The sequence below is a fragment of the Candidatus Pseudothioglobus sp. Uisw_041 genome (genome assembly GCF_048087625.1).
Taxonomy (GTDB): Bacteria; Pseudomonadota; Gammaproteobacteria; order PS1; family Pseudothioglobaceae; genus Pseudothioglobus.
This window is the reverse complement of sequence record NZ_CP159805.1, coordinates 1,207,870-1,230,858: the sequence shown is the minus strand read 5'-3', so window position 1 is coordinate 1,230,858 and position 22,989 is coordinate 1,207,870. Positions and strand designations below refer to the sequence as shown.

24 protein-coding genes and 1 riboswitch are annotated in these 22,989 nt (G+C 35.2%); of the genes, 13 read left to right on the top strand and 11 right to left on the bottom strand.

Annotated features, from left to right (window positions below):
- Position 1 precedes the first annotated feature (1 nt).
- Positions 2–70, bottom strand: a riboswitch (S-adenosyl-L-homocysteine riboswitch).
- A 35-nt stretch (positions 71–105) separates the two neighbouring features.
- The 4 genes from metK to ABXT44_RS06215 all read right to left on the bottom strand — a co-directional run bounded on the left by metK (position 106) and on the right by ABXT44_RS06215 (position 3,186).
- A complete protein-coding gene (gene metK, locus ABXT44_RS06230; protein WP_416686373.1) occupies positions 106–1,239 on the bottom strand; it encodes a methionine adenosyltransferase in 1,134 nt (377 codons plus the stop codon).
- Between the two features lie 154 nt (positions 1,240–1,393).
- The gene (gene ccmB / locus ABXT44_RS06225; RefSeq protein ID WP_416686372.1) at positions 1,394–2,059 is read right to left on the bottom strand and encodes a heme exporter protein CcmB; all 666 of its coding nucleotides are present in this window, start codon (positions 2,057–2,059) and stop codon (positions 1,394–1,396) included.
- Positions 2,056–2,658 carry a cytochrome c biogenesis heme-transporting ATPase CcmA gene (gene ccmA / locus ABXT44_RS06220; protein ID WP_416686371.1) on the bottom strand — a complete coding sequence of 201 codons (603 nt, stop codon included), beginning with the start codon at positions 2,656–2,658 and terminating at the stop codon, positions 2,056–2,058. Before ccmA ends, ccmB begins: the two co-directional genes overlap by 4 nt.
- A gap of 81 nt (positions 2,659–2,739) precedes the next feature.
- On the bottom strand, positions 2,740–3,186 hold the full coding sequence (locus ABXT44_RS06215) for an outer membrane protein assembly factor BamE (RefSeq protein WP_416686370.1): 447 nt from the start codon (positions 3,184–3,186) through the stop codon (positions 2,740–2,742).
- Positions 3,187–3,236: 50 nt separating this feature from the next.
- Here ABXT44_RS06215 and fur point away from each other — a divergent pair, with 50 nt between their 5' ends.
- Positions 3,237–3,644 carry a ferric iron uptake transcriptional regulator gene (gene fur / locus ABXT44_RS06210; protein ID WP_416677406.1) on the top strand — a complete coding sequence of 136 codons (408 nt, stop codon included), beginning with the start codon at positions 3,237–3,239 and terminating at the stop codon, positions 3,642–3,644.
- A 23-nt stretch (positions 3,645–3,667) separates the two neighbouring features.
- Positions 3,668–4,456 (top strand): metal ABC transporter permease, encoded by a 789-nt coding sequence (locus ABXT44_RS06205; protein ID WP_416686369.1) that lies wholly within the window; start codon positions 3,668–3,670, stop codon positions 4,454–4,456.
- Here the strand turns inward: ABXT44_RS06205 and prfA are convergent.
- A complete protein-coding gene (prfA, locus tag ABXT44_RS06200; RefSeq protein WP_416686368.1) occupies positions 4,453–5,541 on the bottom strand; it encodes a peptide chain release factor 1 in 1,089 nt (362 codons plus the stop codon). The genes ABXT44_RS06205 and prfA overlap by 4 nt on opposite strands.
- Positions 5,541–6,809, bottom strand: coding sequence for a glutamyl-tRNA reductase (hemA, locus tag ABXT44_RS06195; RefSeq protein WP_416686367.1), 1,269 nt, complete (start codon positions 6,807–6,809; stop codon positions 5,541–5,543). The genes prfA and hemA overlap by 1 nt, the downstream gene beginning before the upstream one ends.
- Before the next feature lie 164 nt (positions 6,810–6,973).
- Here hemA and ruvB point away from each other — a divergent pair, with 164 nt between their 5' ends.
- The 8 genes from ruvB to ABXT44_RS06155 are packed head-to-tail and all read left to right on the top strand — an operon-like array spanning position 6,974 to position 13,947.
- Positions 6,974–8,002: a Holliday junction branch migration DNA helicase RuvB gene (gene ruvB, locus ABXT44_RS06190; RefSeq protein ID WP_416651212.1), complete on the top strand. Its 1,029-nt coding sequence runs from the start codon at positions 6,974–6,976 to the stop codon at positions 8,000–8,002.
- Positions 7,999–8,403 (top strand): tol-pal system-associated acyl-CoA thioesterase, encoded by a 405-nt coding sequence (ybgC, locus tag ABXT44_RS06185; protein ID WP_416686366.1) that lies wholly within the window; start codon positions 7,999–8,001, stop codon positions 8,401–8,403. Before ruvB ends, ybgC begins: the two co-directional genes overlap by 4 nt.
- Positions 8,390–9,061: a protein TolQ gene (gene tolQ / locus ABXT44_RS06180; RefSeq protein ID WP_416651210.1), complete on the top strand. Its 672-nt coding sequence runs from the start codon at positions 8,390–8,392 to the stop codon at positions 9,059–9,061. The genes ybgC and tolQ overlap by 14 nt, the downstream gene beginning before the upstream one ends.
- Entirely contained in the window at positions 9,058–9,510 is a 453-nt protein-coding gene (locus tag ABXT44_RS06175) for an ExbD/TolR family protein (RefSeq protein ID WP_416651209.1), read from the top strand. Before tolQ ends, ABXT44_RS06175 begins: the two co-directional genes overlap by 4 nt.
- Before the next feature lie 13 nt (positions 9,511–9,523).
- Complete coding sequence (locus ABXT44_RS06170; protein WP_416686365.1) at positions 9,524–11,065, top strand: TonB C-terminal domain-containing protein; 1,542 nt, start codon at positions 9,524–9,526, stop codon at positions 11,063–11,065.
- A gap of 14 nt (positions 11,066–11,079) precedes the next feature.
- Positions 11,080–13,116 carry a glycine--tRNA ligase subunit beta gene (gene glyS, locus ABXT44_RS06165; RefSeq protein WP_416686364.1) on the top strand — a complete coding sequence of 679 codons (2,037 nt, stop codon included), beginning with the start codon at positions 11,080–11,082 and terminating at the stop codon, positions 13,114–13,116.
- 4 nt (positions 13,117–13,120) lie between these two features.
- Entirely contained in the window at positions 13,121–13,558 is a 438-nt protein-coding gene (gene dtd / locus ABXT44_RS06160; RefSeq protein ID WP_416686363.1) for a D-aminoacyl-tRNA deacylase, read from the top strand.
- 47 nt (positions 13,559–13,605) lie between these two features.
- A complete protein-coding gene (locus ABXT44_RS06155; protein ID WP_416686362.1) occupies positions 13,606–13,947 on the top strand; it encodes a Spx/MgsR family RNA polymerase-binding regulatory protein in 342 nt (113 codons plus the stop codon).
- Here the strand turns inward: ABXT44_RS06155 and trxA are convergent.
- On the bottom strand, positions 13,944–14,309 hold the full coding sequence (gene trxA, locus ABXT44_RS06150; RefSeq protein WP_416686361.1) for a thioredoxin: 366 nt from the start codon (positions 14,307–14,309) through the stop codon (positions 13,944–13,946). The two genes, ABXT44_RS06155 and trxA, sit on opposite strands and share 4 nt — an antisense overlap.
- An 88-nt stretch (positions 14,310–14,397) precedes the next feature.
- Here trxA and ruvC point away from each other — a divergent pair, with 88 nt between their 5' ends.
- The gene (gene ruvC / locus ABXT44_RS06145; RefSeq protein WP_271537692.1) at positions 14,398–14,868 is read left to right on the top strand and encodes a crossover junction endodeoxyribonuclease RuvC; all 471 of its coding nucleotides are present in this window, start codon (positions 14,398–14,400) and stop codon (positions 14,866–14,868) included.
- Positions 14,869–14,871: 3 nt separating this feature from the next.
- On the opposite strand, the gene ABXT44_RS06140 is transcribed toward ruvC, so the two are convergent.
- Positions 14,872–16,008, bottom strand: a complete 1,137-nt coding sequence (locus ABXT44_RS06140; RefSeq protein ID WP_416686360.1) for a cation diffusion facilitator family transporter — start codon at positions 16,006–16,008, stop codon at positions 14,872–14,874.
- 672 nt (positions 16,009–16,680) lie between these two features.
- Here ABXT44_RS06140 and ABXT44_RS06135 point away from each other — a divergent pair.
- Positions 16,681–17,280, top strand: coding sequence for a peroxiredoxin (locus ABXT44_RS06135; RefSeq protein ID WP_416686359.1), 600 nt, complete (start codon positions 16,681–16,683; stop codon positions 17,278–17,280).
- Between the two features lie 25 nt (positions 17,281–17,305).
- Here the strand turns inward: ABXT44_RS06135 and dinG are convergent, their stop codons facing one another.
- Genes dinG through rlmE form a run of 3 tightly spaced genes read right to left on the bottom strand, consistent with a single transcriptional unit; the run spans position 17,306 to position 20,973 of the window.
- Positions 17,306–19,369 (bottom strand): ATP-dependent DNA helicase DinG, encoded by a 2,064-nt coding sequence (gene dinG / locus ABXT44_RS06130; RefSeq protein ID WP_416686358.1) that lies wholly within the window; start codon positions 19,367–19,369, stop codon positions 17,306–17,308.
- 8 nt (positions 19,370–19,377) lie between these two features.
- Positions 19,378–20,349 carry a polyprenyl synthetase family protein gene (locus tag ABXT44_RS06125; RefSeq protein WP_416686357.1) on the bottom strand — a complete coding sequence of 324 codons (972 nt, stop codon included), beginning with the start codon at positions 20,347–20,349 and terminating at the stop codon, positions 19,378–19,380.
- A gap of 6 nt (positions 20,350–20,355) precedes the next feature.
- Complete coding sequence (gene rlmE, locus ABXT44_RS06120) at positions 20,356–20,973, bottom strand: 23S rRNA (uridine(2552)-2'-O)-methyltransferase RlmE (protein ID WP_416686356.1); 618 nt, start codon at positions 20,971–20,973, stop codon at positions 20,356–20,358.
- A 143-nt stretch (positions 20,974–21,116) separates the two neighbouring features.
- On the opposite strand from rlmE, the gene typA reads away from it, so the two are divergent.
- Complete coding sequence (gene typA, locus ABXT44_RS06115; protein WP_416686355.1) at positions 21,117–22,928, top strand: translational GTPase TypA; 1,812 nt, start codon at positions 21,117–21,119, stop codon at positions 22,926–22,928.
- The last annotated feature ends 61 nt before the right edge of the window (positions 22,929–22,989 follow it).

The window sequence follows — 22,989 nt, the reverse complement described above, 5'->3', positions numbered from 1 at the left end:
AAAAAAATGAGCGTCGTTTTGGTTACCAAGCCTGATTGAGAAGTATCCCAATGCAACGCTCCTTGGTAAGTTTGATATTATACAAAAAAATAATTAAAAAAGAAACTATTTTAGCAAATCTGCTCTATCAGTTTTCTCCCAGCTAATTGAGTCTTCAGTTCTGCCAAAATGACCATAGCTAGCAGTTTGTTGATATATAGGGCGCTTTAAATCTAACATTGCAATTAATCCTTTAGGTCTTAGATCAAAGTGCTTTCTAATCAATGCCACCATTTCATGGTGAGGAATTTTTCCAGTTCCAAAAGTATCAACACTAATACTCGTTGGCTCTGCAACGCCAATTGCATAAGAAACTTGAATTTCACATCTTTCAGCAAGTCCAGCTGCCACAATATTTTTTGCAACATATCGAGTTGCGTAAGCTGCACTTCTATCAACTTTGGATGGGTCTTTTCCAGAAAAAGCACCACCACCATGTCTAGCCATACCGCCATAAGTATCTACAATAATTTTTCTTCCGGTAAGTCCAGCATCTCCAACAGGACCACCAATTACGAAGTTACCAGTTGGATTAATATGGAACTGAGTATCATTTGTTAGCCATTTTTCTGGCAAGATCGGCTCAATAATTTCTTCAAGTATCGTTTCTCTAAGCTCTTCTAATGAGATGTCACCATCATGCTGCGTTGAAAGAACCACCGCATCAATTCCTACTATTTGATTACCTTCATAAATACAAGAAACTTGGGATTTTGCATCAGGGCGAAGCCAAGGTATGGAGCCGTTTAGCATTAGCTCTGCTTGTTGTTTAACAAGTTGATGAGAAAGCATAATAGGTGCTGGCATTAATTCATCTGTTGAATTTTCAGCATAACCAAACATGAGCCCTTGATCACCAGCACCTTGCTCGTGATTTTCACTTTCTGTAACGCCCATAGAAATGTCTTGTGACTGTCTGCCTAAGAGGTTAGTTACTGAACAAGTGTTCCCATTAAAGCCATATTCTTCTTTGTCATAACCTATACCAAGAATAGTTTTTCGAACCACTTCCTCATAATCAATTTGGGCGTTAGTAGTTATTTCTCCAGCCAAGACAACTTGATTATCTTTAACTAAAGTTTCAACAGCAACTCTTGAATTAATGTCTTGTTTTAGTGCGGCGTCGAGAATAGCGTCAGAGATTTGATCACAAACTTTATCAGGGTGACCAGCAGAAACAGATTCAGAAGTAAATATCATAGTGCATTCCTATAAAAAATAAAAAAACCATTAAAGTGGGTTTCTCCGGAAAACACCAACTTTAGCTTATTTTAGTCACCTTAGTGACAACGCTAGCAATCGAAACAAATCAGCGCGTGATAATTATATAATCTTTTATGATTATGTGCAAAGATTATTCTAAGCTAATTCTTAATGCTACCGCACTTATAAATGGAGCAGTTATAAGACTAATAATAAGAATTGAGCCTAAAAAATAGAGCTGACCATTAATTGAAAGGTTGAATTGTGATTGAGAGACTGCGCTTGTTGCAAAAATTAAAATAGGTATATAAAGAGGAAGTATTAATAAAGATAATAACATTCCAGAGTTTTTTATACTAACAACTAATGAAGCCCCTATAGAACCTATTAGGCTCAAACAAGGGGTGGCTAAACACAGCGTTAACATTAAAATATAGATGCTATTAGAGTCTAAAAATAGTGCTACTCCAAGTAACGGTGAAAGTAATATGATTGGAAGCCCACTAAGTATCCAATGCGCAGTAGTTTTAGCAAGCAGTATTAAGGGAAGTGGGTGATGTGAAATAACTATTTGCTCAAGAACGCCATTATCATAGTCGGAGTGAAACAAGGAGTTAAGTGATAAAAGTACTGCAAGCATTGTAATAACCCAAATAATACCAGGCGCTATATTCATTAATGTTTCAGCATCTGGGCTTATAGCAATTGGAAATAATGAAATAGAAATAACAAAAAACATTAGAGGGTTAAGAAAGCTAGATGGATTTCTAAATGCCATTTTTAAATCTCTTGTTAGAGTTGTTAAAAAGATATTCAAAGAGAAATCTCCTTAAGGTTTTTAATATTGCAATCTTGATGGGTTGTTAAGATACATAGACCGCCATTTGCACAATGCTTTTCAATTTGATTTTCAATTATCTTGGTTCCATCTGAGTCTAGTGCGGTGAAAGGCTCATCAAGAAGCCACACTTTCGACTGACTAATAAAAAGAAGTGATAATGCTACCCTCCTTTTCTGGCCTGCAGAAAGGTTTCCAGCAGACTCATATTCATAATTTTCTAATCCAACTTCTTTTAAAGCGTCATGAAAATTTGGCGATAAAATTTCTGTATTTAGATTGGTTAAATATTCTAGATTTTCGATGCAGCTAAGCTCCGAACTTAAAGCAGCATAGTGACCAAGATATAGAGTTTCTATTTGATATTTTTCGCTATTTGATTGATTTTGGTCGAATTCTATGGAGCCCAGCTCTGGAGTATTAAGTCCAGCAATTATCTTTAGAAGTGAGGTTTTTCCTGATCCATTTTGACCAGAGATTCTAAGGACTTCACCAGAATTTAATTCAAAAGATAAGTTTTCAAAGAGAAGGTTGTAGCCTCTTTGGCAACTTAAGTTATTGACCGATAGCTTTGACATATCATTATTTTAGTTGATAAGCTCAATAAAGGCGATAGATTCGAAGGAGCTTAGGACTTAATTTAAAGACACATTCTTTTATTAATTAGAGTTTAATAATTCCTCTAAGCCACTCTTGTCAATTTCAGATAACAGATTACCTGAAAATATAAGCCTTAAGCGGTATCTAATTTCTATCTCACCATCAATTGTTGAGTGATTAATGTAGTCCCATTGATATTGATGAAAAGGATCAATAATACTTGGCGAGCCAATCAAGTTCATTACAGACTGCTTTGACATCCCTAATTGAAGCTGATTAACTTCTTTAATATCTAAAATTGTTCCCTGCATAATTGTTGGTTTATATACATCAATTGAGGGCATCTTAGGCTTAGCCCAGCTAGGCAGTGATAGCTTAGGCATTTTTGGTAACTCTGGCATAGAAAACTTTGGCAGTTTAGGAATTTCAGGCGCCTTAGGAAGAGAATTTGTACACCCAGTCAATATAAGACAGCCAAGTAGAATAAAAGTTAATCTCTTCATCATTAGTTAAAACATATAAAATATAAATAAGATTTTACCTTAAGGATTTTTAAATGGATGCAGAAGATTTAAAAAGTGCTGGTCTTAAAGTTACACTTCCAAGGCTAAAGATTTTAGAAGTTTTGGAGAAATCACCAAACCATCATTTGAGTGCTGAGGACATCTATAGAGTTCTCATTGAGCAAAATGAAGAGGTTGGTGTTGCAACAATTTACCGCGTTTTATCTCAATTTGAAGAATCTGGAATTGTTCAAAAATTAAATTTTGAAAATAACCAGGCTGTCTATGAGTTATGCGGCTTAGAACATCACGACCATCTAGTGTGTGTGAAGTGCAGTAAGATTATCGAATTTCAAGATGATGTTATTGAACAACATCAGCTTCAAATTGCAAAAAAACATGGCTTTGAATTGACTGATCATTCACTATACCTTTATGGCTTATGCAAGGACTGTCATTAAGTTTTTTTAGGGCTTTATAAATTATGGATGATTTTATTTATAGGGCACTAATTGCGGCAATTGGCGTATCAATAATCGCAGGCTCTCTAGGTTGTTTTGTTATTTGGAAGCGCCTTTCATATTTTTCGGACTCTATTTCACATAGTGCGCTTTTAGGTGTTGCTCTTGGACTTGCAACTGGACTGGGTATTAATTTTGGTTTGGTTATTGTTGGAGGACTATTTGCAACTCTGATTGTTTTTTTGCAGCAAAAAGACTTCTGGTCGAGTGATGCTGTGCTAGGTATCTTCTCTCATATTTCTCTGTCGCTAGGTATTGTAGTTCTAGGCTTTATTGGGGATCAAAATATAGATTATTTTTCTTATCTATTTGGAGATATATTATCCATAACCTCTAAAGATATCTATTGGATATTTTCTGTTATGGTCGGTGTTATTTTTCTATTATTTATTAATTGGAAAAAACTGTTATTACTCACACTTAATGAAGAATTAGCCAAAGCTGAAGGCGTTAATAAAACCTTTTATGAGCTGCTTTTTATGTTTTTAATAGCACTGGCTGTGTCTGTTTCAGTCCAAATTGTAGGCGTTTTGTTGATTACCTCTTTACTAATTATTCCGCCTGCAATAGCTCGAGTTTTTTCAAACTCACCTATAGCAATGATTTTTAGCTCAATGATCATATCAATTGTTTCTGTTTTATTAGGGCTTTACACTTCAATTACATTTGATTTAGCAACTGGTCCTGCCATAGTTATTACTTTAGGAGTTTTCTTTTTTATTGCCCAATTCCTTCCAAATAGAGGCAGTTAAAGGGATTCATTAAGTGCGGTCAATTGGTTAGTTTGTTGCTCAATTACTAATGGGTCTATAATTGCTTCTAATTCACCCTCCATGACTTCGCTTAATTTGTAGAGCGTTAAATTAATCCGATGGTCAGTAACCCTTCCTTGGGGGTAATTGTAAGTTCTGATTCTTTGAGATCGGTCACCACTTCCAACAAGTTCTTTTCTTTGAGAGGCCTGCTCCTTCTGTTGTTCTTGTTGTTGAGCATCCAAAATTCTGGATGCTAGAACTGATAAAGCTTGAGCTTTATTTTTATGCTGAGAGCGGCCATCTTGGCATTCTACAACTGTTCCAGTAGGAATATGAGTTACGCGAACTGCAGAGTCAGTTTTGTTGACATGCTGACCTCCAGCTCCAGAAGCTCTAAAGGTATCAACCCTTACATCATTCATATTGATATTAACTTCTTCAATGCTAGAAACTTCTGGCATTACAGCAACGGTGCAAGCAGATGTATGAACTCTTCCTTGAGACTCAGTTTCAGGAACCCTTTGAACGCGATGAGCGCCGGATTCAAATTTAAGTTTTGAGTAGACGTTGGTGCCACTTATTCGAGCAATAATTTCTTTGAAGCCACCATGCTCTCCTAAATTAGAGCTTAATATTTCTAGCTGCCATTTAGATTTTTCTACATATCGAGTGTACATTCTATAAAGATCACCTGAAAAAATACTTGCCTCATCCCCACCTGTTCCTGCTCGAATTTCAATAATAATATTACGTGAGTCGTTCGGATCTTTTGGAAGAAGTGATTTCTTAAGATCTAATTCTAGTTGCTCTAAAATCTTTCTACCTGAAACAATTTCCTCCTCAGCCATTTCTTTGATGTCTTGGTCATCTTCCTGGAGAAGAGCTTCTGCAGCATCAATATCAGCAGCGACTGATAAATATTCAATGTACTTGTCATTTATTGGGCTTAATTGAGAGTGCTCTATGGAAAGTTCTCTAAATTTATTTTGATCAGAGGCAATAGACTGATCTGAGAGCATCACGTTGATTTCTTCAAGGCGCATGGATAATTGCTCTAATTTAGTAAGGATTGATTGATTCATTAGTTGTCGATCTTAGGGAGATTTGTTTTATCTTTTTCGACTATTTCATGAGAGTCAGTTTTAAGACTGCTAGGATTTTTTAAATTCTCTAAAGCTTTATGTAGTAATTTATTAGTAAGTTTGTCAGCAAGCTCCTCTACCACTAGATCAGGATTTGAGCCTGATTTAAGTTTTCTTAAGGCAGTTTGTAATAGCTCATCTTTAAGTAAATTTGCTTGCCTTCTATGATTTTTAATTATCTCTTCATTAGGAATATTGTTTGCCCATTCAATAAAATCAACACTTTTTGCATTAATTATCTTCTTAGCAATAACTTTTTCTTTTAGTCTTTCTTCTAAATTGCTATTAGCAATTTGCTGTAAATCATCCACACTATATAGAAATACATCTTCTAGTTGATTCGCCTCTGGTTCAATATCTCTAGGAATAGCTAAATCAATAAGTAGCATTGGTTTATGTTTTCTTTGATGAAGAACTGTTTCAATTAAGCCTTTTCCAATAATTGGAATAGGCGCTGCTGTTGAGGAGATAACTATATCCACCCTATGAAGATTTTCAGATAGGCTTTTTAATGAAATCGCCTCGGCATCATGCTTAATTGCAATTGGCTGGGCATTTTCTATAGTTCTATTTGCAAAAATCATTTTTCTTACACCTCTTTTACTAAGGTGCTGAGCACTTAGCTCAATCATCTCTCCAGCGCCTATAAGCAAAACAGTTTGGCTTGAAAGGTTTGTAAATATTTTTTCACTTAGCTTAACAGCGCAATAAGCAACTGAGACAGGTGAAGAACCTATATTTGTGTCAGTACGAACTTTTTTTGCGATTTTAAAGACATGTTGAAATAATTTTTCTAAAATTTTATCTAAAGCACTTTCATTTTTTGAGAGCTGATAAGCATCTTTTAGTTGTCCAAAAATTTGAGGCTCACCTAGAACTAAAGATTCTAGCCCACAAGCAACATTACATATATGTTGGACGGCTTCATTTTCTTCATAATAAGAAACATACTCAATTAAAGAGTGATGATCTATACCGTGACTGGATGCTAAAAACTTTATTAAAACATCACGAATATTCTTTGAGTCATGGGAGACGTAAATTTCTGACCTGTTACAGGTAGAAAAGATAACGCAGCCTTTAATTTCTTTGAGTGAGAGTAGAGAAGAAATAGCTGGCGCAAGCTCACCATGAGCAAAGGCTACTTTTTCCCTAATTGCTACTGGGGCTATCTGATGGTTTACACTCAGTATTGCAATATTCGACATTTAAAAAAACGAAAATAATTTAATCCATTAATTATACATTGTCTATTCAATTTCATCAAAAGATAAAGCAGTTTAAGATAAAGGGATAGTTTTGTATAATTAATAAATATAACTACCTATTGGTCTAAAATAAAGACCATAAATTTTAAATAAAATGATTAAAGATGATTGAAGAGGACAGTCTAGTTGGCGGAGAAAATCAAAATAATGAGGATCTAAAAGTTACCTCAGTTAGGCCAAATTCATTTGCAGATTATATTGGCCAAGAAGATGTTAAATCACAAATGTCTTTATTTATTCAGGCAGCAAAGTCACGTTCAGATGTTCTTGATCATTGCCTAATTTATGGGCCTCCAGGATTAGGTAAGACAACTCTTGCCAATGTTATTGCCAATCAAATGGGTGCAGGAATTAAACAAACGTCTGGCCCTGTTCTGGAACGCTCTGGTGATTTGGCTGCAATACTTACTAAGCTTGAACCATTTGACATTCTTTTTATAGACGAAATTCACAGGCTCAACCCAGTTGTTGAAGAAATTCTTTATCCCGCATTAGAGGATTTTAAACTCGATATTTTAGTAGGAGAGGGCGTTGCTGCTCACTCAGTCCAGCTAGAACTGCCGCCATTTACTCTAATTGGTGCAACTACCAGGGCAGGAATGCTTACTTCACCTCTGAGAGACAGGTTTGGAATAGTGCATCGTTTGACTTTTTATAATGTTAAAGAGCTTCAAGAGATAGTAGAAAGGTCCGCTTCAATTTTAAATATTGAAATCGAAGGCCAGGGCTCATTAGAAATTGCTAAGCGCTCAAGAGGAACTCCTAGAATAGCTAATCGCCTTTTAAGAAGAGTTCGTGATTTTGCAGATGTTAAAACAAATGGTGTAATAAATATACAAATTGCAAAAGAAGCTCTTGAAACGTTAAAAGTTGATGAGGCAGGCCTTGAACAGCTCGATCGAGATTACCTTAGCCTCATTATTACTAAGTTTTCAGCGGGACCGGTAGGACTTGATACTTTAGCTACTGCGCTTGGTGAAGAGCGATCAACCTTAGAGGATATGATAGAGCCTTACCTTCTTCAGCAGGGATTTATAATGAGAACACCGCGAGGCAGGATTGCTACAGACCTTGCTTTCTCTCATATAGGAGAGGTTCGTCTTAGCCATACTCAAGACTTATATGGTAAATGAGTAGTTTAACTATAAGAGTCTATTATGAAGACACAGATGCTGGCGGCGTTGTTTATTATGCTAATTATTTAAAGTATATTGAAAGGGGTAGGACTGAGCATCTCCGTGAACTTGGTTTTGAGCTAGCAATTATTGCAGAAGAAATTGGGCTAGTCTTTGTTGTGAAGTCTGTGAAGGCAGATTATCTAATACCCGCTTTTCTTGATGACACTATTGAGGTTCAAACTAGTATTGAATTAGTTAAACATGCGAGCTTAATTTTTGCTCAGAAAATAACGAATATAGAAAAAAGTACGGTATTATTTGAGGCTGAAGTAAAGGTGGTTTCTGTATTAAAAAATAATTTAAAGCCTTGCGCTTTTCCGCAAGAAATCATGGAGAAACTAAATGGAAGAAAATAGCTTATCAATTGTTGGCTTAATATTTAGCGCTGGACTTGTTGTTCAGTTAGTTATGATTATATTGGTCTTGATGTCAATTTACTCTTGGACTGTAATTATGTCTAAGAAAAAGATATTGATGGATGCATCCAATGATGTTGAAAATTTTCACCAAGAATTTGAAAGAGAAAGTGAGCTGTCTGTTCTGTATAAAAATTTACCTCCTTTAGCCTCTGACTGGACTGCAATGGAAGATATTTTTGGCTCTGGCTACAAAGAGTTTACTCATAGCAAGTCCACGTCAAGTCAATTACGCATTATGAATTCTGAAAGAGCTTATAGGTCAATGAATACTTCTGCGAGTAATGAGATTGATCGGCTTGACTCTAGCCTTTCTATTCTTGCGATGATTGCATCATCGAGCCCTTATATTGGTCTTTTTGGCACAGTTTGGGGAATCATGCATTCATTTATTGGTCTTGCATCAGTTAAGCAGGCAACGATAGCAATTGTTGCTCCTGGTATTGCGGAAGCTCTTATTGCAACTGCTTTTGGACTTTTTGCGGCAATACCCGCTACTATTGCTTACAACAGATTAGTTTCGCATGTTGAGGAAATTGGTAATAAGTACACCGCATTTGTGGAAGAGATTTTTGTAATCCTACAGAGACAAAAATGATAGAACTGCCTAGGCGCTCAAGGCCTGATATCCATGCAGATATTAATATCGTTCCGTATATTGATGTAATGCTAGTGCTTTTAGTTATCTTTATGATGACTACCCCAATTATTGAGCAAGGTGTTGAGGTTGACTTGCCAAGCGCCCCTGCAGGAGTTGTTGATTACCAAGACCAGCAGCCTTCAATTATTTCAGTTGATGTAGATGGAAACTACTTTATAAATCCAATGACCAGTCCTGGAATGGACGCGATTGAAGATCTTGAACCAGTTTCATTAAATGTGGCTATAAATCAAGTGCTTGCTCGAAAAGAGATTTATCCAGATATGCAAGTTTTTGTTAGGGGTGATAAAAAAGTAGCTTACGAAAAAGTTATTGAAATTATTGCTGTATTAAAACAGTATGGCAAGATTGATAAGGTTGGCTTTATGACCGAAAACCCAAATTAGTTGAATTCTAATTATGAATTTTTTTAAAAAAATTACTCAGTTTTTTAGTAACTTAATACCTAAAAAAGCAGAATTAGACTCAGAAGAAAAAGATAAAGGGAAGTCTTCAGATGTGCAAGAAGCTAAAACCTCTGGATTTAAAAATTTCATTATTAAGGCTTCAAGTGTTCTTTACAAGTACCTAAAAAAATTCGCCTTATTTATATTAGGCCTCATCAATACAATGATGCAGCCAATGGTTAAGATATCTAAAAAACATCCAATCGCTTTTTGGGCCGCAGTTATCTTACATGCATCTCTTCTATTTGGTTTACTGTATGCAAATGTTGAGCGCTGGAGTCCTCCAGAGCAAAACTCAAGTATCTTGCCTTCTGCGCCAGTTCAAGCAGTTATGATTGATATGGAGATAATTGAAGCAGAGCAAGAGCGGTTAAAAGACGTAGAGAAACAAAAGCAACAAAAGATTAAAAGCGAAGAAAAGAGATCAGAGACTGCTCAAAAAGATCAGAAAGTTGCAGAGCAGGAGGCTCTAAAGGCAAAAGCTAAAAAAATTATGGCAGAACTTCAGCGCAAATCGGAAGAGGCCAAGACTAAAGAAGCTGAAATTCAAGCGAGTAAAGCTAATGAAATAATTGCTGATGCTGAGACAAAGACAAAAATTGAACAGGACAAGGCAAAAAAAGCTGAAGTGAAGCGTATAGCTGAAGAAGCTAAGACTAAAGAGGCTGAGATTCTTGTTGAGGCTGCGGCTAAAAAGATTGAGCTAGCTGAAGCAAAACGAAAGCAAGAGGAAGTTAAAACAAAACTTGCAGAAATAAAACGAAAAGCCGAAGAGGCTAAAACTCAAGAAGCGGAAATATTAGCAAAAGAAGCAACTGCATTAGTAAAAGAAGCTGAGGAAATACGTATAAATGAAGAGGCTAAAGCAAAGAATGCTGAAAAAGAATTTCGGGAGTCTGAAGCGAAACGAATTGCTGAAGAGCTGAAATTAAAATTAGCAGAAGCAAAGCGTGTCGCCTTAGAAATTAAAATTAAAGCAGCTGAAGTTAAGCAAATTGCTATTGAAGCAGAAACTAAGGATGCTGAATTACTCGTCAAAGAGGCATCCAAACAGTTAGAAGAAGATCAGCAGAATAAGGATCAATTGGAATTAGAAATAGCAGCGCTTAAAGAGGCCGAAGCTGAAATTCAATATAGACAGCTCCTTGCTAAAGAAGTTCAAGATGAGCAAGATACAGCAAGATCATTAATCATTGAAGATCAACTTAATACCCTTCAGAATGCTTATATAAATAATATAGCGGCCAGGGTTAAAACCTTTTGGAGGTACCAGTCAGCTGAAGATGATTGGACAGCTGAAGTTTATGTTGTTCAAGATAGAGATGGAAATGTTAAGGCGGTAGATGTTAAAAATGCTAATGTTGGTAATAGTTCTCTTGGAAAGTCATTCAAGGACTCAATTGAAAGAGCTGTAAATAAAGCCTCACCACTTCCTGGGGCTCCTGATGAGGCTGTATTTGACAAAGAGCTTTACTTTATATTTAGTGTCAATTAATCTAAATATTATCTATGAAAACACATGATTTTTTATTGGAATTAGGAACTGAAGAACTGCCTCCAAAGCTTTTATTGAAGCTTTCAGAATCCCTTAAGAACAATATTGCTGATGAACTTAAAAAGATTAATATTTCTTCATCTAGTATCGTGTCTTTCGCTACCCCAAGGCGCTTGGCTGTATCTATTAAAGAGCTACAAAGCAAACAAAAAGACCAAGTTATAGAAAAAAAAGGCCCTTCAACAGAATCTCCAGAAATGGCGATTAATGGCTTTGCAAAATCTTGTGGAGTTGATTTAAGTCAGCTTAAAAAAAAGCAATTAGGCGGCAAAGAATACTACTTTTACTCAAAAGAAGAGGCTGGTCAAATTATTAGTAGTCTCTTGCCAAGAATCATAGAAAGCTCAATTAAAAATATTCCAATTACAAGGACAATGAAATGGGGCAGTGCAGACCATTCGTTTGTTAGGCCCGTCCACTGGCTTGTTGTAATGCTTGATAAAGAGATTGTTCCAGCACAAATAATGGGACTTGAAAGTGGAAGAGTTACGAGGGGCTTAAGATTTCAAAAAGATCTTACTATTGAACTTTCACACGCGAGCGAGTATGAGTTGGTTATGTCAAAAAGTGCTCAAATCATTGTTGATTTTAAAAAGCGCAAAGAGATTATCCGTGAGCAGGTTTTATTAGTAGCAAAGCAAAATAATGCTGAAGTAGTTATAGATGAATCTTTGCTGGATGAAGTTTGTTCCCTAGTTGAGTACCCTAGAGCTTTTGCTGGAAAGTTTGATGAAAAATTCCTATCAGTTCCTCACGAGGCTCTGATATCGGCAATGAAGTCACACCAAAAATACTTTCATTTAGTAGACAGTAAGGGGGGGTTGTTACCATTATTTATTTCTGTTGCAAACATTGAATCGAGTAATTTAAAAGTAGTTATTGAGGGCAATGAGAGGGTTATTCATCCTAGACTATCAGATTCTGAGTTTTTTTGGAACCAAGATAAGGCCGTCAGACTTGACCAGAGAATAGATGGGCTGGATAACGTTTTATTTATGAAGTCTCTTGGCTCCATGGCTCAAAAAGCGAAACGGATAGAGCACCTAAGTTCTTATATTGCTGAATTGGTTGGATTTGACCCTAAAGAATCTTCTCGCGCCGGTCTTTTATGCAAATCTGATCTTTTAAGTGAAATGGTTGGTGAATTTGCAGATTTACAAGGAATTATGGGCGGCTATTATGCCCTTAATGATGGAGAGTCAAAAGCTGTTTCAATAGCTATTAGAGAGCACTATCAACCTCGGTTTTCAGGAGATACATTACCCTCCACAAGTGAAGGTCTTGTAGTTGCAATCGCGGATAAGCTAGATACTATTACTGGTATTTATGGAATTGGACAGGCTCCAACAGGCTCTAAAGACCCCTATGCACTTAGAAGGCTAGCTCTTGGATTGCTACGAATACTGCTTGAGGCCAAAATAGAATTAAACCTTAAGTCATTAATTAAATTTTCTCTAGATTTACACCTAGAGGAAGTAGATAGAAGCATCTCTGACTCAATCTATAAATTTATGATGGAGCGACTAAAAGCCTACTATAAAGATGCTAATATCGATAGCAACGTGTATGAAGCTGTTTTGGCAGTTAGTCCAGATTCACCGTTTGATTTTCATTTGAGAGTTGAAGCGCTTAATGAGTTTACTAAAAGTGCTGATTCCAAGAGCTTGATTGAGTCAAATAAAAGAATTGCAAATATTCTTAAAGATTCAACTGAACATCATAATGACCTTAATTCTGAGGCGTTAATTGAAGACTCAGAAAAAAATCTTTATAAAGCTACAGAGTTACTATCTAAACAATTATCAGATAAGAAAGATTACAAGACGACCATGCGCTCGTTGCTTGAATTAAAAGAGGTGATAGATACATTCTTTGATAATGTTATGGTTAATACAGAGGATTTAAAAGTACGTGAGGCTCGACTTGCTCTGATTAGTCGAGTTAGAGCTCTGTTTTTATCTGTTGCTGATATTTCTCACCTCTCATCATAATTAAATGAAAGCTTTGATTCAAAGAGTAAGCTCTTCAAAGGTTGAAGTTGAAGGAAAAGTAGTGGGTCAAATTAGTAAAGGTCTGCTAGTTTTTATTGGTATTGAAAAGCAAGATGACATGATGTCCGCAGATAAGATGGTAAAAAAAATACTCTCATATCGAGTTTTTCCAGATTCAGATGAGAAGATGAATTTAAGTATTCGTGATATAAATGGAGAGCTTTTAATCGTATCTCAATTTACTCTTGCAGTTGACACCAAGAACGGAACAAGGGCAGGTTTTTCAGCAGCAATGCTGCCAACTGAAGCAGAAAAACTATACAATAATTTTCTTGAAAAAACTCAATCTATGGGCACCATTACTGAAAGCGGTATTTTTGGAGTGGATATGCAGGTTTCACTTGTTAATGATGGGCCAGTAACCTTTCTTTTAGAAACTTAAGTAATTTATGCTTTTATCTGTCTTCAATGTATTTTCCAATATTTATTATGATTAGCAATAATAAAATTTATGGCATCAAGAACTGTGATACCGTCAAAAAAGCTCTTAAGTATTTATCTACTAATGATATAGCTTATGAATTTATAGACTTTAGAGTGGATCCAATTTCAAAAAATGAACTTCAAAAAATGATTGAAAAAGTTGGATTGGAGGTTTTTATAAATAAGCGCTCAACCACCTATCGAACATTAACTGAAAGTGAAAAAGATAATATTAATTTTGAGTTAATTTTGAAATACCCAACTTTAATTAAGAGACCAGTTACGATAAGGGATGACAAAATAATGGTGGGCTTTAGTGAGCAGAAATATTTAGATTTTTTTAGCTAGGTTTGTTTTTGATCTTCAAGTTCTTTTCTTACTTCATCCATGTCAATTGATTTAGCTTTTTCTAATAAGTCTTCTAAGTCTTTTCCAGACATAGACCCTGGCTGTGAAAAAATTCCAATTCCATCTCTAAAAATCATTAAAGTTGGGATTGATCTAATTTGAAATTGAGCGCCAAGTTCTTGTTCATCTTCAGTGTTGACTTTAGCAAAGGTCACTCCATCAAGCTTCTCAGAGATTTCTTTAAAGGTTGGAGCAAACTGAATACATGGACCACACCAAGGAGCCCAGAAATCAATAATTACAATTTCATTATTGTTAATAGTCTCATCTAAATTTGCTTGTGAAAGCTCAATTACTGCCATAAATTTTCCTTTTAAAAATTTTTAAAAAGTATTATAACTTTTTTACTAAAATACTGGTTAGTTTTTACATAGCTGATAAAATATCCCAATGAAAATACTTGGTATAGATCCTGGCTCTAGAATTACTGGTTTTGGTTTAATTGAGGCAAATAAACTAAAATTTACATATCTTAGTAGTGGTTGTATCAGAACTCAGGGTGATTTAAATGAGAGAATTATTACAATATATGAGGGCGTTAAAGAGGTTATCGCCAAGCATGAAATTGATATAGTCGTCATTGAAAGAGTATTTATGAGGCCTGATAGGCCAAATCCTGATGCTGCAATTAAACTTGGACATGCTCGCGGCGCTATTATTTCTGCTACTGGAGGCCAAGGTATTCCAATTGTAGATTACACAGCCAATCAAATTAAAAAGGCAGTTGTTGGAAGAGGTCACGCATCGAAAGAGCAGGTTTCTTTTATGGTGCAGCAGCTCCTCAAATTAAATAAAGCACCACAAGAAGATGCTGGAGACGCACTAGCAGGAGCCATTTGTCATGCTTACCATGCGCTATAAAAATTAACTAAAGTAAACCTTTACTTCGCCAAATCCTGGAAGTTTTTTTATAATTTCGCTGAGATTAAAATTGATCGTACTAATTTCATTATTATCTAAATAATCAACCGAAAGATAAAAGTCCACTAGTATTTCACCCTCTAGATAGTGCAGTTGGGTTCTTTCAATTGTATAAGAGCAATTCTCAAGTTTGAGCGACTGACTAATGATCTTTAATGCTTGGGCTCTCTCTGGAAGGTCCTTATAAGGCGCATCTTCTTTTTCTTCATCATTTTCAGGATCAATGTGAACAGTAACGTCATCAAGCTCCTCTATACACTCTTTCGCAACTCTCTCAACGCTAACACTTATTATATGACCCTCACTAACGGATAAAAATGGATTGACCTGGACATGAACGTCAGCCGATTTTTTATGACCAACTTTTCTGGTTCTTAATGTATGAACGCTATTTACACCTTTAATATCAGCAAGTGCTTTATGAAGATTTTTTATGTCTTCTGGATCAATTGAAGTATCTACTAATTCTTTAGTCGCTTCAAATCCAAGTTGCCAGCCAATATAAATAATCATTAAGCCAACTATAATTGCAGCAACGCTATCTAGGAAAAAGTATCCATTGGCAGCACCTATTATTCCAATAACAACAACTATAGAGGAAAATGCATCAGTTCTATGATGCCAAGCATTTGCTTTAAGTAAGTCAGACTTAATATTTTTAGCAACTTTAACTGTATACCAATACAAAGCTTCTTTACTAAGAATTGATAATGCAGCAGCAGCAATTAACCAGTTTTCGTGCTTTAGAGCATTGGAATTGCTGAAACGACCAAATCCATCAAAAATAATAATAGTACCAACTATTGCTAAAAAGATACTTAATCCTAAAGTCGCAACCGTTTCAAATCTTTCATGTCCGTAAGGATGATCCGCATCGGGCGCTTCTCCAGAAAGTTTTGCGGCATACCATGTAACCCAGTCCGTGAGGAGATCTGAGAAAGAATGAATTCCATCTGCAATAAGGGCTCCTGATTGACCTATGATTCCAAGAGAAACTTTTATAACAGAAAGTAAAAAATCAATAATTGCTCCTATAACGGTAGCTTTTTGACTTTCTTTAGTGCGATTTATAGAGTGCATTGATAACTTAATAGTTCAAGTACTTAACGACCTATTTTAAGTTAAATGCCTTTATTTTTTCATTGAAATCATTTAATTTAAATATTTTTTTAAATATAGCTTGCAATTGTTAATGAGAATGAGTATCATTATCATTTAATAAATAATTAATTAAAGGTTCGAAATTGATTACTAATAAATTCAGCTTCCTAATGCAATCTCCTAAGATCGTATGCTGCTCTATATTGGTAATTGTTTCAACAGCTTCAAAATAGCCCTCCGAACTATGATGAAGCAAATATCAAAGGAGTTTTAACTAAGTGATAAATTGATTACATTCATATTTTTTTTACTTCCTTTAAATGTGTATGTCTGTGATTAATTGGCCCTATGTCTTCCTCCTTGCATAGGGCTTTTTTAATAGAATATAAAAATAGAAATGAAATTTTGGTATAGATACAAACTCTTTATTTTAAAAAAAACTAATCGACTAGATTTCATATCGATGAGGAGATTAGGTATTCCAAAAAAAATTATTGGAAAAGTGATTTTAGAAGAGGTTAAAAATGACCTCAGACTTAAGGGAGATATCTCCAAATATCACTACAAATATAACTAATTAAAAGTAATAAATTATATTTGCATTAACTACAGAATTAAAAAAACATTAATCATTACTATAAGGACAAAACTATGAGCGTTTTAGTTACACAGCAAGCACCAGACTTTATATCCACAGCAGTTCTTGCAGATGGGCAAATTGTAGAGGATTTTCAACTATCAAGTTTTAAAGGTAAAAAAATTGTATTGTTCTTCTACCCCTTAGATTTTACGTTTGTATGCCCGACAGAGATTCTTGCACATCACCATAGAGTTGCTGCTTTTGATAAGCTCGATACTAAGTTAATTGGAGTTTCTATTGACTCAAGACATACTCATAATGCTTGGCGAAATACTAAAATAAATGATGGTGGTATTGGATTTATTGATTTTCCATTAGTTTCTGATATGGATCATAAAATTATGGAAAAGTATGGCATTGTCCACCCAGAGGGAACAGCTTTAAGGGCATCTTTTTTAATTGATGAGAATTTTGTTGTTCGTCATCAAGTTGTTAATGATCATCCTCTAGGTAGAAATGTGGATGAAATGCTAAGAATGGTTGATGCACTTGATTTTCATACTGAAAATGGAGAGGTATGCCCTGCAGGTTGGAATAAGGGTGATGAAGGAATGAAAGAATCAGCTAAAAGCGTGGAAGAGTATTTATCAAAAAATTCTGCCAACCTTTAATTTGATAAAAATAAAATATTTATAATTAGTGCTTTTCTATAATAATATTAAAATTTGGAAGTGCTTTAATAAGATGTTTTCCATAAAACTTTGTTACTAGCCTATTATCAAAAATAGTAATTTTACCGGTATCTGTCTCAGTTCTTATGAGCCTCCCACAAGCTTGTATTAATCTTAATGAAGCGTCTGGTAGAGAAATTTCCATAAATGAATTTCGGTTTAACGACTCAAGATATGATTGAGTGGTTTTTTCAATTGGCGATGTTGGGACGCTAAATCTTAACTTAGCAATAATTACGTGGTTTAAATTATCACCTTTAAGGTCAACACCTTCAGCAAAGCTATCAAGACCAAAAATTATGCTGCCCTTACCATTTTTTCTATTTTCAACATGTCTTTCTAGGATATTTTTTTTGCTATATTCACCTTGAATGTATAGATCACAATCTAATGATTTTTCTATTAAGTCGGCCACACTCTGCATTTGATTGTTTGATGCAAAAAGCACGAGTGTCGCTGCTGATGTATCAATACGTTTTTTTAACTCTAGCGCAATTTCTTGAGTGTGATCAAAAGACTGTGTTGGGCTTGCATTAATTTTGGCAATTATAAAGTCAACTGACTCATGATTGAACGGAGATGCCAGGCGAAGATACTGATTTTCTAATAACTTTAATCCAAGTTGTTGATTTAATCTATCAAAGCTTCCTAGAGCAGTCAATGTAGCCGATGTAAAAACAACTCCTGCTGCTTTAGACCATATTAATTTGTCTAAATAGCTAGAGACATCAATTTTTGCAGTGTTTAGTTGATAGTTATTTTTTTTATTAGCAAGCTTTGATTGACTTATCCAGTTACTTGTTGGAGCTTGTTCATTATTTAGGTTCTGATTAAATGTATTTAAAAGCGATAAGATTGAAGATAGATTTTGATTATTTTGACCAATTATATTATTTAAGTTATCAGTTATAGCCTGGTCAATATTATTACTTTTATAGTGCTCTTCCCAAATATCTTTATGCTCTGAAAAATCTTTATACGCTGAATTAAATAAGACTAATATTTTTTTGGTTAAATTCAGTATTTCACTAGGCACGCCAGTTATTGGAAATAGATGAATATCATCTTGGTATTCAAGATTTGAGATGACTTCAGTTAGATCACTTATAGCTTCGTCTGTCTTTTCAATATAACTAGGAGGGGATGTAATTTTAATAATTTTTATAATTTGATCTATGGCGCTCTGATATTGACGGATAGATGTTTTCATGAACTCAGTACTGCCACCCAGTGAAAAATGAGAAAGTGCTTTTTGAGATAGATGATGAGCCTCATCAAAAACAAAAATACAATCTTCAACTTCAGGAAGAACATTGTTACCATTTATAATATCAGCCAAAACTAGATCATGATTTGCAATAATTACGTCAGCATGCGAGGCTTTTTTTCTAGCTTTAAAGAAAGCACAATCATTATAAAATTCACAATTTTTAGAGTTGCATGTAAATCGATTGCAGGCAATTTTTTGCCATAATTTATTTTCAGGTGGATTCTCAAGGTCGTCAATTTCCCCACTCCACCTTGTGGCAGAGTAGCTTTCAGTCATTTCACTTAAAACATCTAAGTCATTTTTACTTGGCTTTTCATCCCAAAGAAGAGCATCATCTAAAACAGAAGGAGAGCTTGAATTGTCTTCAGTCAGGTTAATTAAGTTTCGAATACAAACATATCTCGACCTTCCTTTAGCTAAAGCATATTCAAAATCAACTGAAGAATATTTCTCTGCCTCAACAATATCTTTATTTAGAATTTGTTCTTGAAGTGCTACATTTGCAGAAGCAATAACTAGCTTCTTTTTTGACTCTTTTGCAATTGGTAAGCAGCTCACTAGGTAAGCCATAGTTTTCCCAGTTCCAGTTGGAGCTTCAACACATATGATTGGGTTTGAATTGGCATACTCACCTGTCAATGTTTTTGAAATCTCAGCAATCATTTTATTTTGAGATGAGCGGTTACTAAAATTTGGTAATTGTTTTTTCGCATCTTCAAAGGAAGAGCGTATTTGCTGTTTAAGTTTTGTTGTAAGCATTAAGTGGTTTAAGAGTTTCTATTTATTGAAAGCTCAGATAATAGTTGAAGTGCAGAGCGGTATTCGGAGTTAGGAATAACTTCCAGAAACTTCAGTGCTTTAGTGGATTCATTTTTTGCTACTTTGCGGCTATATTCAAATGCATTAACACTAAGAAGAATATTTACAATATTATCTATGTTTGAAGAGTCAGCATTGGTTATGGCATTGGAAAGAGTTGCTTTTTCAGCCCCTTTCGTATTTTCAAGGGCATAAATCATTGGAAGCGTAACTTTTCCTTCAGACAAGTCATCGCCAACTTCTTTTCCAATAACAGAAGAATTTGATTCATAATCAAGGGTGTCATCTATAATCTGAAAGGCATTACCTAAATGCTTTCCAAAGCTACCAAGCCCATTAATTACGTTTTTATTGGATTCAGCTAATATTCCAGCTATTTGGCATGCAGCCTTAAAGAGACACGCTGTTTTTCTTTCAATTACTTCAAAATATTCTGTCTGAGAAACGTTAGCATTTTTAATGCTTAATAATTGAAGCACCTCTCCTTCTGAAATTTGATTGGTTGCTTTAGATAGGATTTTCATTATTTCCATCGAGTTGGGTTCAACCATAATTTCAAATGCCCTTGAGTATAAAAAGTCACCAACTAGAACACTTGGGGCATTACCCCATAATTCGTTTGCAGTTTCATGGCCTCGACGGATGGATGAGCTATCTACAACATCATCATGCAGAAGAGTTGCAGTATGAATGAGTTCAATTACAACTGCCATTGAGTGATGATAATCACCTTTATAGTTAGTTGCTCTGGCGCATAATAATAGAAGAAGTGGCCTAATTCGCTTTCCACCTGAGTTAATAATGTACTGGCTCATTTGACTAATGAGGTCAACATTTGAATCTAGTCGATTAACTAGAATTTCATCCATCATCACTAGGTCACTCTTCATAAGAGCATGAATTTCACTAAAATTTTGCATAAGGATTTATTTTAACTGACTTGCTAATAAATAAACTTCTTTAGATCTTGGACGAGATGCTTTTGGTTTGATGACAGAAACTTTTTTAAAAATATTTCTAGCATTTTTAACATAAACATCAAAACCATCACCCTGAAAGACTTTGACAATAAAGTTGCCATTTTTTGACAAGGTTTTAACGGCCATATCTAGTGCTAGTTCAGCTAAATACATCGACTTAGGCTGATCAACAGATAGTTGGCCGCTCATGTTTGGTGCCATATCAGACAAAACAGTATCAACCTTTTTGCCATTAGTCATTAATATCAAATCATCATATACGGACTGCTCTGTAAAGTCTCCTTGAAGAAAACTAACTCCGATTATTTCTTCAATTGGCAAAATATCGCTCGCAATTACCTGCCCAGATTTACCAGTAAACTTTACTGCAACTTGTGACCACCCTCCAGGTGCAGCGCCTAAATCTAAAACTTTATCGCCACTTTTAATAAGTTGACCCTTTTCAATAATTTCAAGTAGCTTATAGACTGCTCTGCATCGATAGCCTTCTTTTTGTGCTTTTTTTACGTATTCATCGCTTAAATGTTCCTGCATCCAGCGACGAGAGCTTCCTTTTTTTGCCACAGCTTCAAAAATAAATAGAATATTAGATGCATTTTATAAGAGAAGAGTATCCAGCAATATTAAATTGATTTTTGATTTAGCTTGGGCATTGTTAGGTTTTTACGGGATAATACGACATCGATTTTTTATGAGTACATTATTAAATGGCAAACAATTTAAGAAATATAGCAATTATCGCTCACGTTGACCACGGAAAGACTACGTTAGTAGATAAATTACTTTCTCAATCGCAAACATTTGATGATCGTTTTAAGGCGACTGACAGGATGATGGATTCTAACGATCTTGAAAAAGAAAGAGGAATCACGATTAGCTCAAAAAATACAGCTATTAAATGGGGTGATTATAGAATTAATATTGTTGATACCCCAGGCCACGCTGACTTTGGTGGTGAGGTTGAAAGAGTGCTTTCTATGGTCGATAGTGTATTGCTTTTAGTTGATGCTAGTGATGGCCCAATGCCTCAAACTCGTTTTGTTACAAAGAAAGCTTTTGAGCAGGGCCTTAATCCAATTGTAGTGATTAACAAGATTGATCGTGATAGCTCTAGACCTGACTGGGTAATTGATCAGGTTTTTGAGCTATTTGATCAGTTAGGCGCTACTGAAGAGCAGTTAGATTTTCCAGTTATATATGCCTCAGCACTCGGTGGCTATGCATCTGAAGATGATACTGCTAGAGAGGGTAATATGACCCCAATGTTTGAATTAATTGTTGAAAAAGCACCCGCTCCTAAGGTGGATATTGATGGTCCATTTCAAATGCAGATAACATCATTAGACTACTCTTCATTTGTAGGGGCAATTGGAATTGGAAGAATTGAAAGAGGTGTTGCTAAGAAAAATTCGCAGAACGTCTTAATTTCACCTGATGGAACTGAGCGTAAAGTTAAAATTGTTCAGCTCTTAGGTTTTAATGGTCTAGAGAGGCATGATGTTAGCTCAGCTAATGCTGGCGATATAGTTGGGGTAGTTGGTATTGAAAATATATCAATTTCAGATACGATTTGTGATGTAACTAAAGTTGAGGCATTACCTCCTTTAAGTGTTGATGAGCCTACAGTTAGTATGGCATTCAGAGTTAACGATTCTCCATTTGCAGGACTAGATGGAAAATATATTACATCCAGAAATATAAGAGAAAGGCTTGATAAAGAGCTTATTTATAATGTAGCTTTAAGAGTTGAAAATACTACAGATTCTTCTGAGTTTGTGGTTTCAGGTAGGGGTGAGTTACACCTTTCAATTTTGATTGAAACGATGCGAAGAGAGGGCTTTGAACTATCGGTAGGAAGGCCTCAAGTTATTCTTAGAGAAATTGACGGCGTTACCTGTGAACCTTTTGAAGATTTAACGGTGGATGTTGAATCTGTTCATCAGGGTTCGGTGATGGAAAAATTAGGCGAAAGAAAGGCGGAGCTATCAAATATGACTCCAGATGGAAAAGGGCGAGTAAAGCTTGATTTTATAATTCCAGCTAGAGGTTTAATTGGATTTCGAACTGAGTTTTTAACGGCAACAACTGGAACTGGGCTTATGTACTCAACATTTGACTCTTATAAGCCTCAAAAGGATGGAAAGATTGGCCAAAGAACGAATGGATCTTTAATTTCAATGAATCAAGGTAAATCTGTTGCTTATGCGATATTTAATTTGCAGAAAAGTGGTAAGTTTTTTGTGGGCCATGGAGAGGATATTTATGAAGGAATGGTCGTAGGAATTAATACAAGGGATAAAGATCTTGTAATTAATGTTATGAAAGGGAAGCAGTTAACTAACGTAAGAGCATCAGGTACTGATGAGGCAGTTGCATTAACGCCAAAAATTACTTTAGATTTAGAGCAAGCACTGGAGTTTATCGATGACGACGAGTTAGTGGAAGTTACTCCTCATAACATCAGAATTCGTAAAAGACTGCTTACTGAAAACCTGAGAAAAAGGTCAAAGAGTTCATAAACTCTTCACTGTTTCTTCATTGTTCGCCTATATAATCATTCGATTTGAGCTATATTAAAAG

Coding starts and splice junctions, on each gene's coding strand:
- ABXT44_RS06170 (WP_416686365.1), top strand. CDS start 9,524: ATGAATTTTTTTAAAAAAATTACTCAGTTTTTTAGTAACTTAATACCT.
- ruvB (WP_416651212.1), top strand. CDS start 6,974: ATGATTGAAGAGGACAGTCTAGTTGGCGGAGAAAATCAAAATAATGAG.
- ABXT44_RS06205 (WP_416686369.1), top strand. CDS start 3,668: ATGGATGATTTTATTTATAGGGCACTAATTGCGGCAATTGGCGTATCA.
- trxA (WP_416686361.1), bottom strand. CDS start 14,309: ATGGCAGTAATTGAGCTTTCACAAGCAAATTTAGATGAGACTATTAAC.
- dtd (WP_416686363.1), top strand. CDS start 13,121: ATGAAAGCTTTGATTCAAAGAGTAAGCTCTTCAAAGGTTGAAGTTGAA.
- glyS (WP_416686364.1), top strand. CDS start 11,080: ATGAAAACACATGATTTTTTATTGGAATTAGGAACTGAAGAACTGCCT.
- ABXT44_RS06125 (WP_416686357.1), bottom strand. CDS start 20,349: ATGCAAAATTTTAGTGAAATTCATGCTCTTATGAAGAGTGACCTAGTG.
- ccmA (WP_416686371.1), bottom strand. CDS start 2,658: ATGTCAAAGCTATCGGTCAATAACTTAAGTTGCCAAAGAGGCTACAAC.
- ABXT44_RS06155 (WP_416686362.1), top strand. CDS start 13,606: ATGATTAGCAATAATAAAATTTATGGCATCAAGAACTGTGATACCGTC.
- ABXT44_RS06140 (WP_416686360.1), bottom strand. CDS start 16,008: ATGCACTCTATAAATCGCACTAAAGAAAGTCAAAAAGCTACCGTTATA.
- prfA (WP_416686368.1), bottom strand. CDS start 5,541: ATGAATCAATCAATCCTTACTAAATTAGAGCAATTATCCATGCGCCTT.
- ybgC (WP_416686366.1), top strand. CDS start 7,999: ATGAGTAGTTTAACTATAAGAGTCTATTATGAAGACACAGATGCTGGC.
- ABXT44_RS06175 (WP_416651209.1), top strand. CDS start 9,058: ATGATAGAACTGCCTAGGCGCTCAAGGCCTGATATCCATGCAGATATT.
- fur (WP_416677406.1), top strand. CDS start 3,237: ATGGATGCAGAAGATTTAAAAAGTGCTGGTCTTAAAGTTACACTTCCA.
- tolQ (WP_416651210.1), top strand. CDS start 8,390: ATGGAAGAAAATAGCTTATCAATTGTTGGCTTAATATTTAGCGCTGGA.
- metK (WP_416686373.1), bottom strand. CDS start 1,239: ATGATATTTACTTCTGAATCTGTTTCTGCTGGTCACCCTGATAAAGTT.
- typA (WP_416686355.1), top strand. CDS start 21,117: ATGGCAAACAATTTAAGAAATATAGCAATTATCGCTCACGTTGACCAC.
- hemA (WP_416686367.1), bottom strand. CDS start 6,809: ATGTCGAATATTGCAATACTGAGTGTAAACCATCAGATAGCCCCAGTA.
- ABXT44_RS06135 (WP_416686359.1), top strand. CDS start 16,681: ATGAGCGTTTTAGTTACACAGCAAGCACCAGACTTTATATCCACAGCA.
- ruvC (WP_271537692.1), top strand. CDS start 14,398: ATGAAAATACTTGGTATAGATCCTGGCTCTAGAATTACTGGTTTTGGT.
- dinG (WP_416686358.1), bottom strand. CDS start 19,369: ATGCTTACAACAAAACTTAAACAGCAAATACGCTCTTCCTTTGAAGAT.
- ABXT44_RS06215 (WP_416686370.1), bottom strand. CDS start 3,186: ATGATGAAGAGATTAACTTTTATTCTACTTGGCTGTCTTATATTGACT.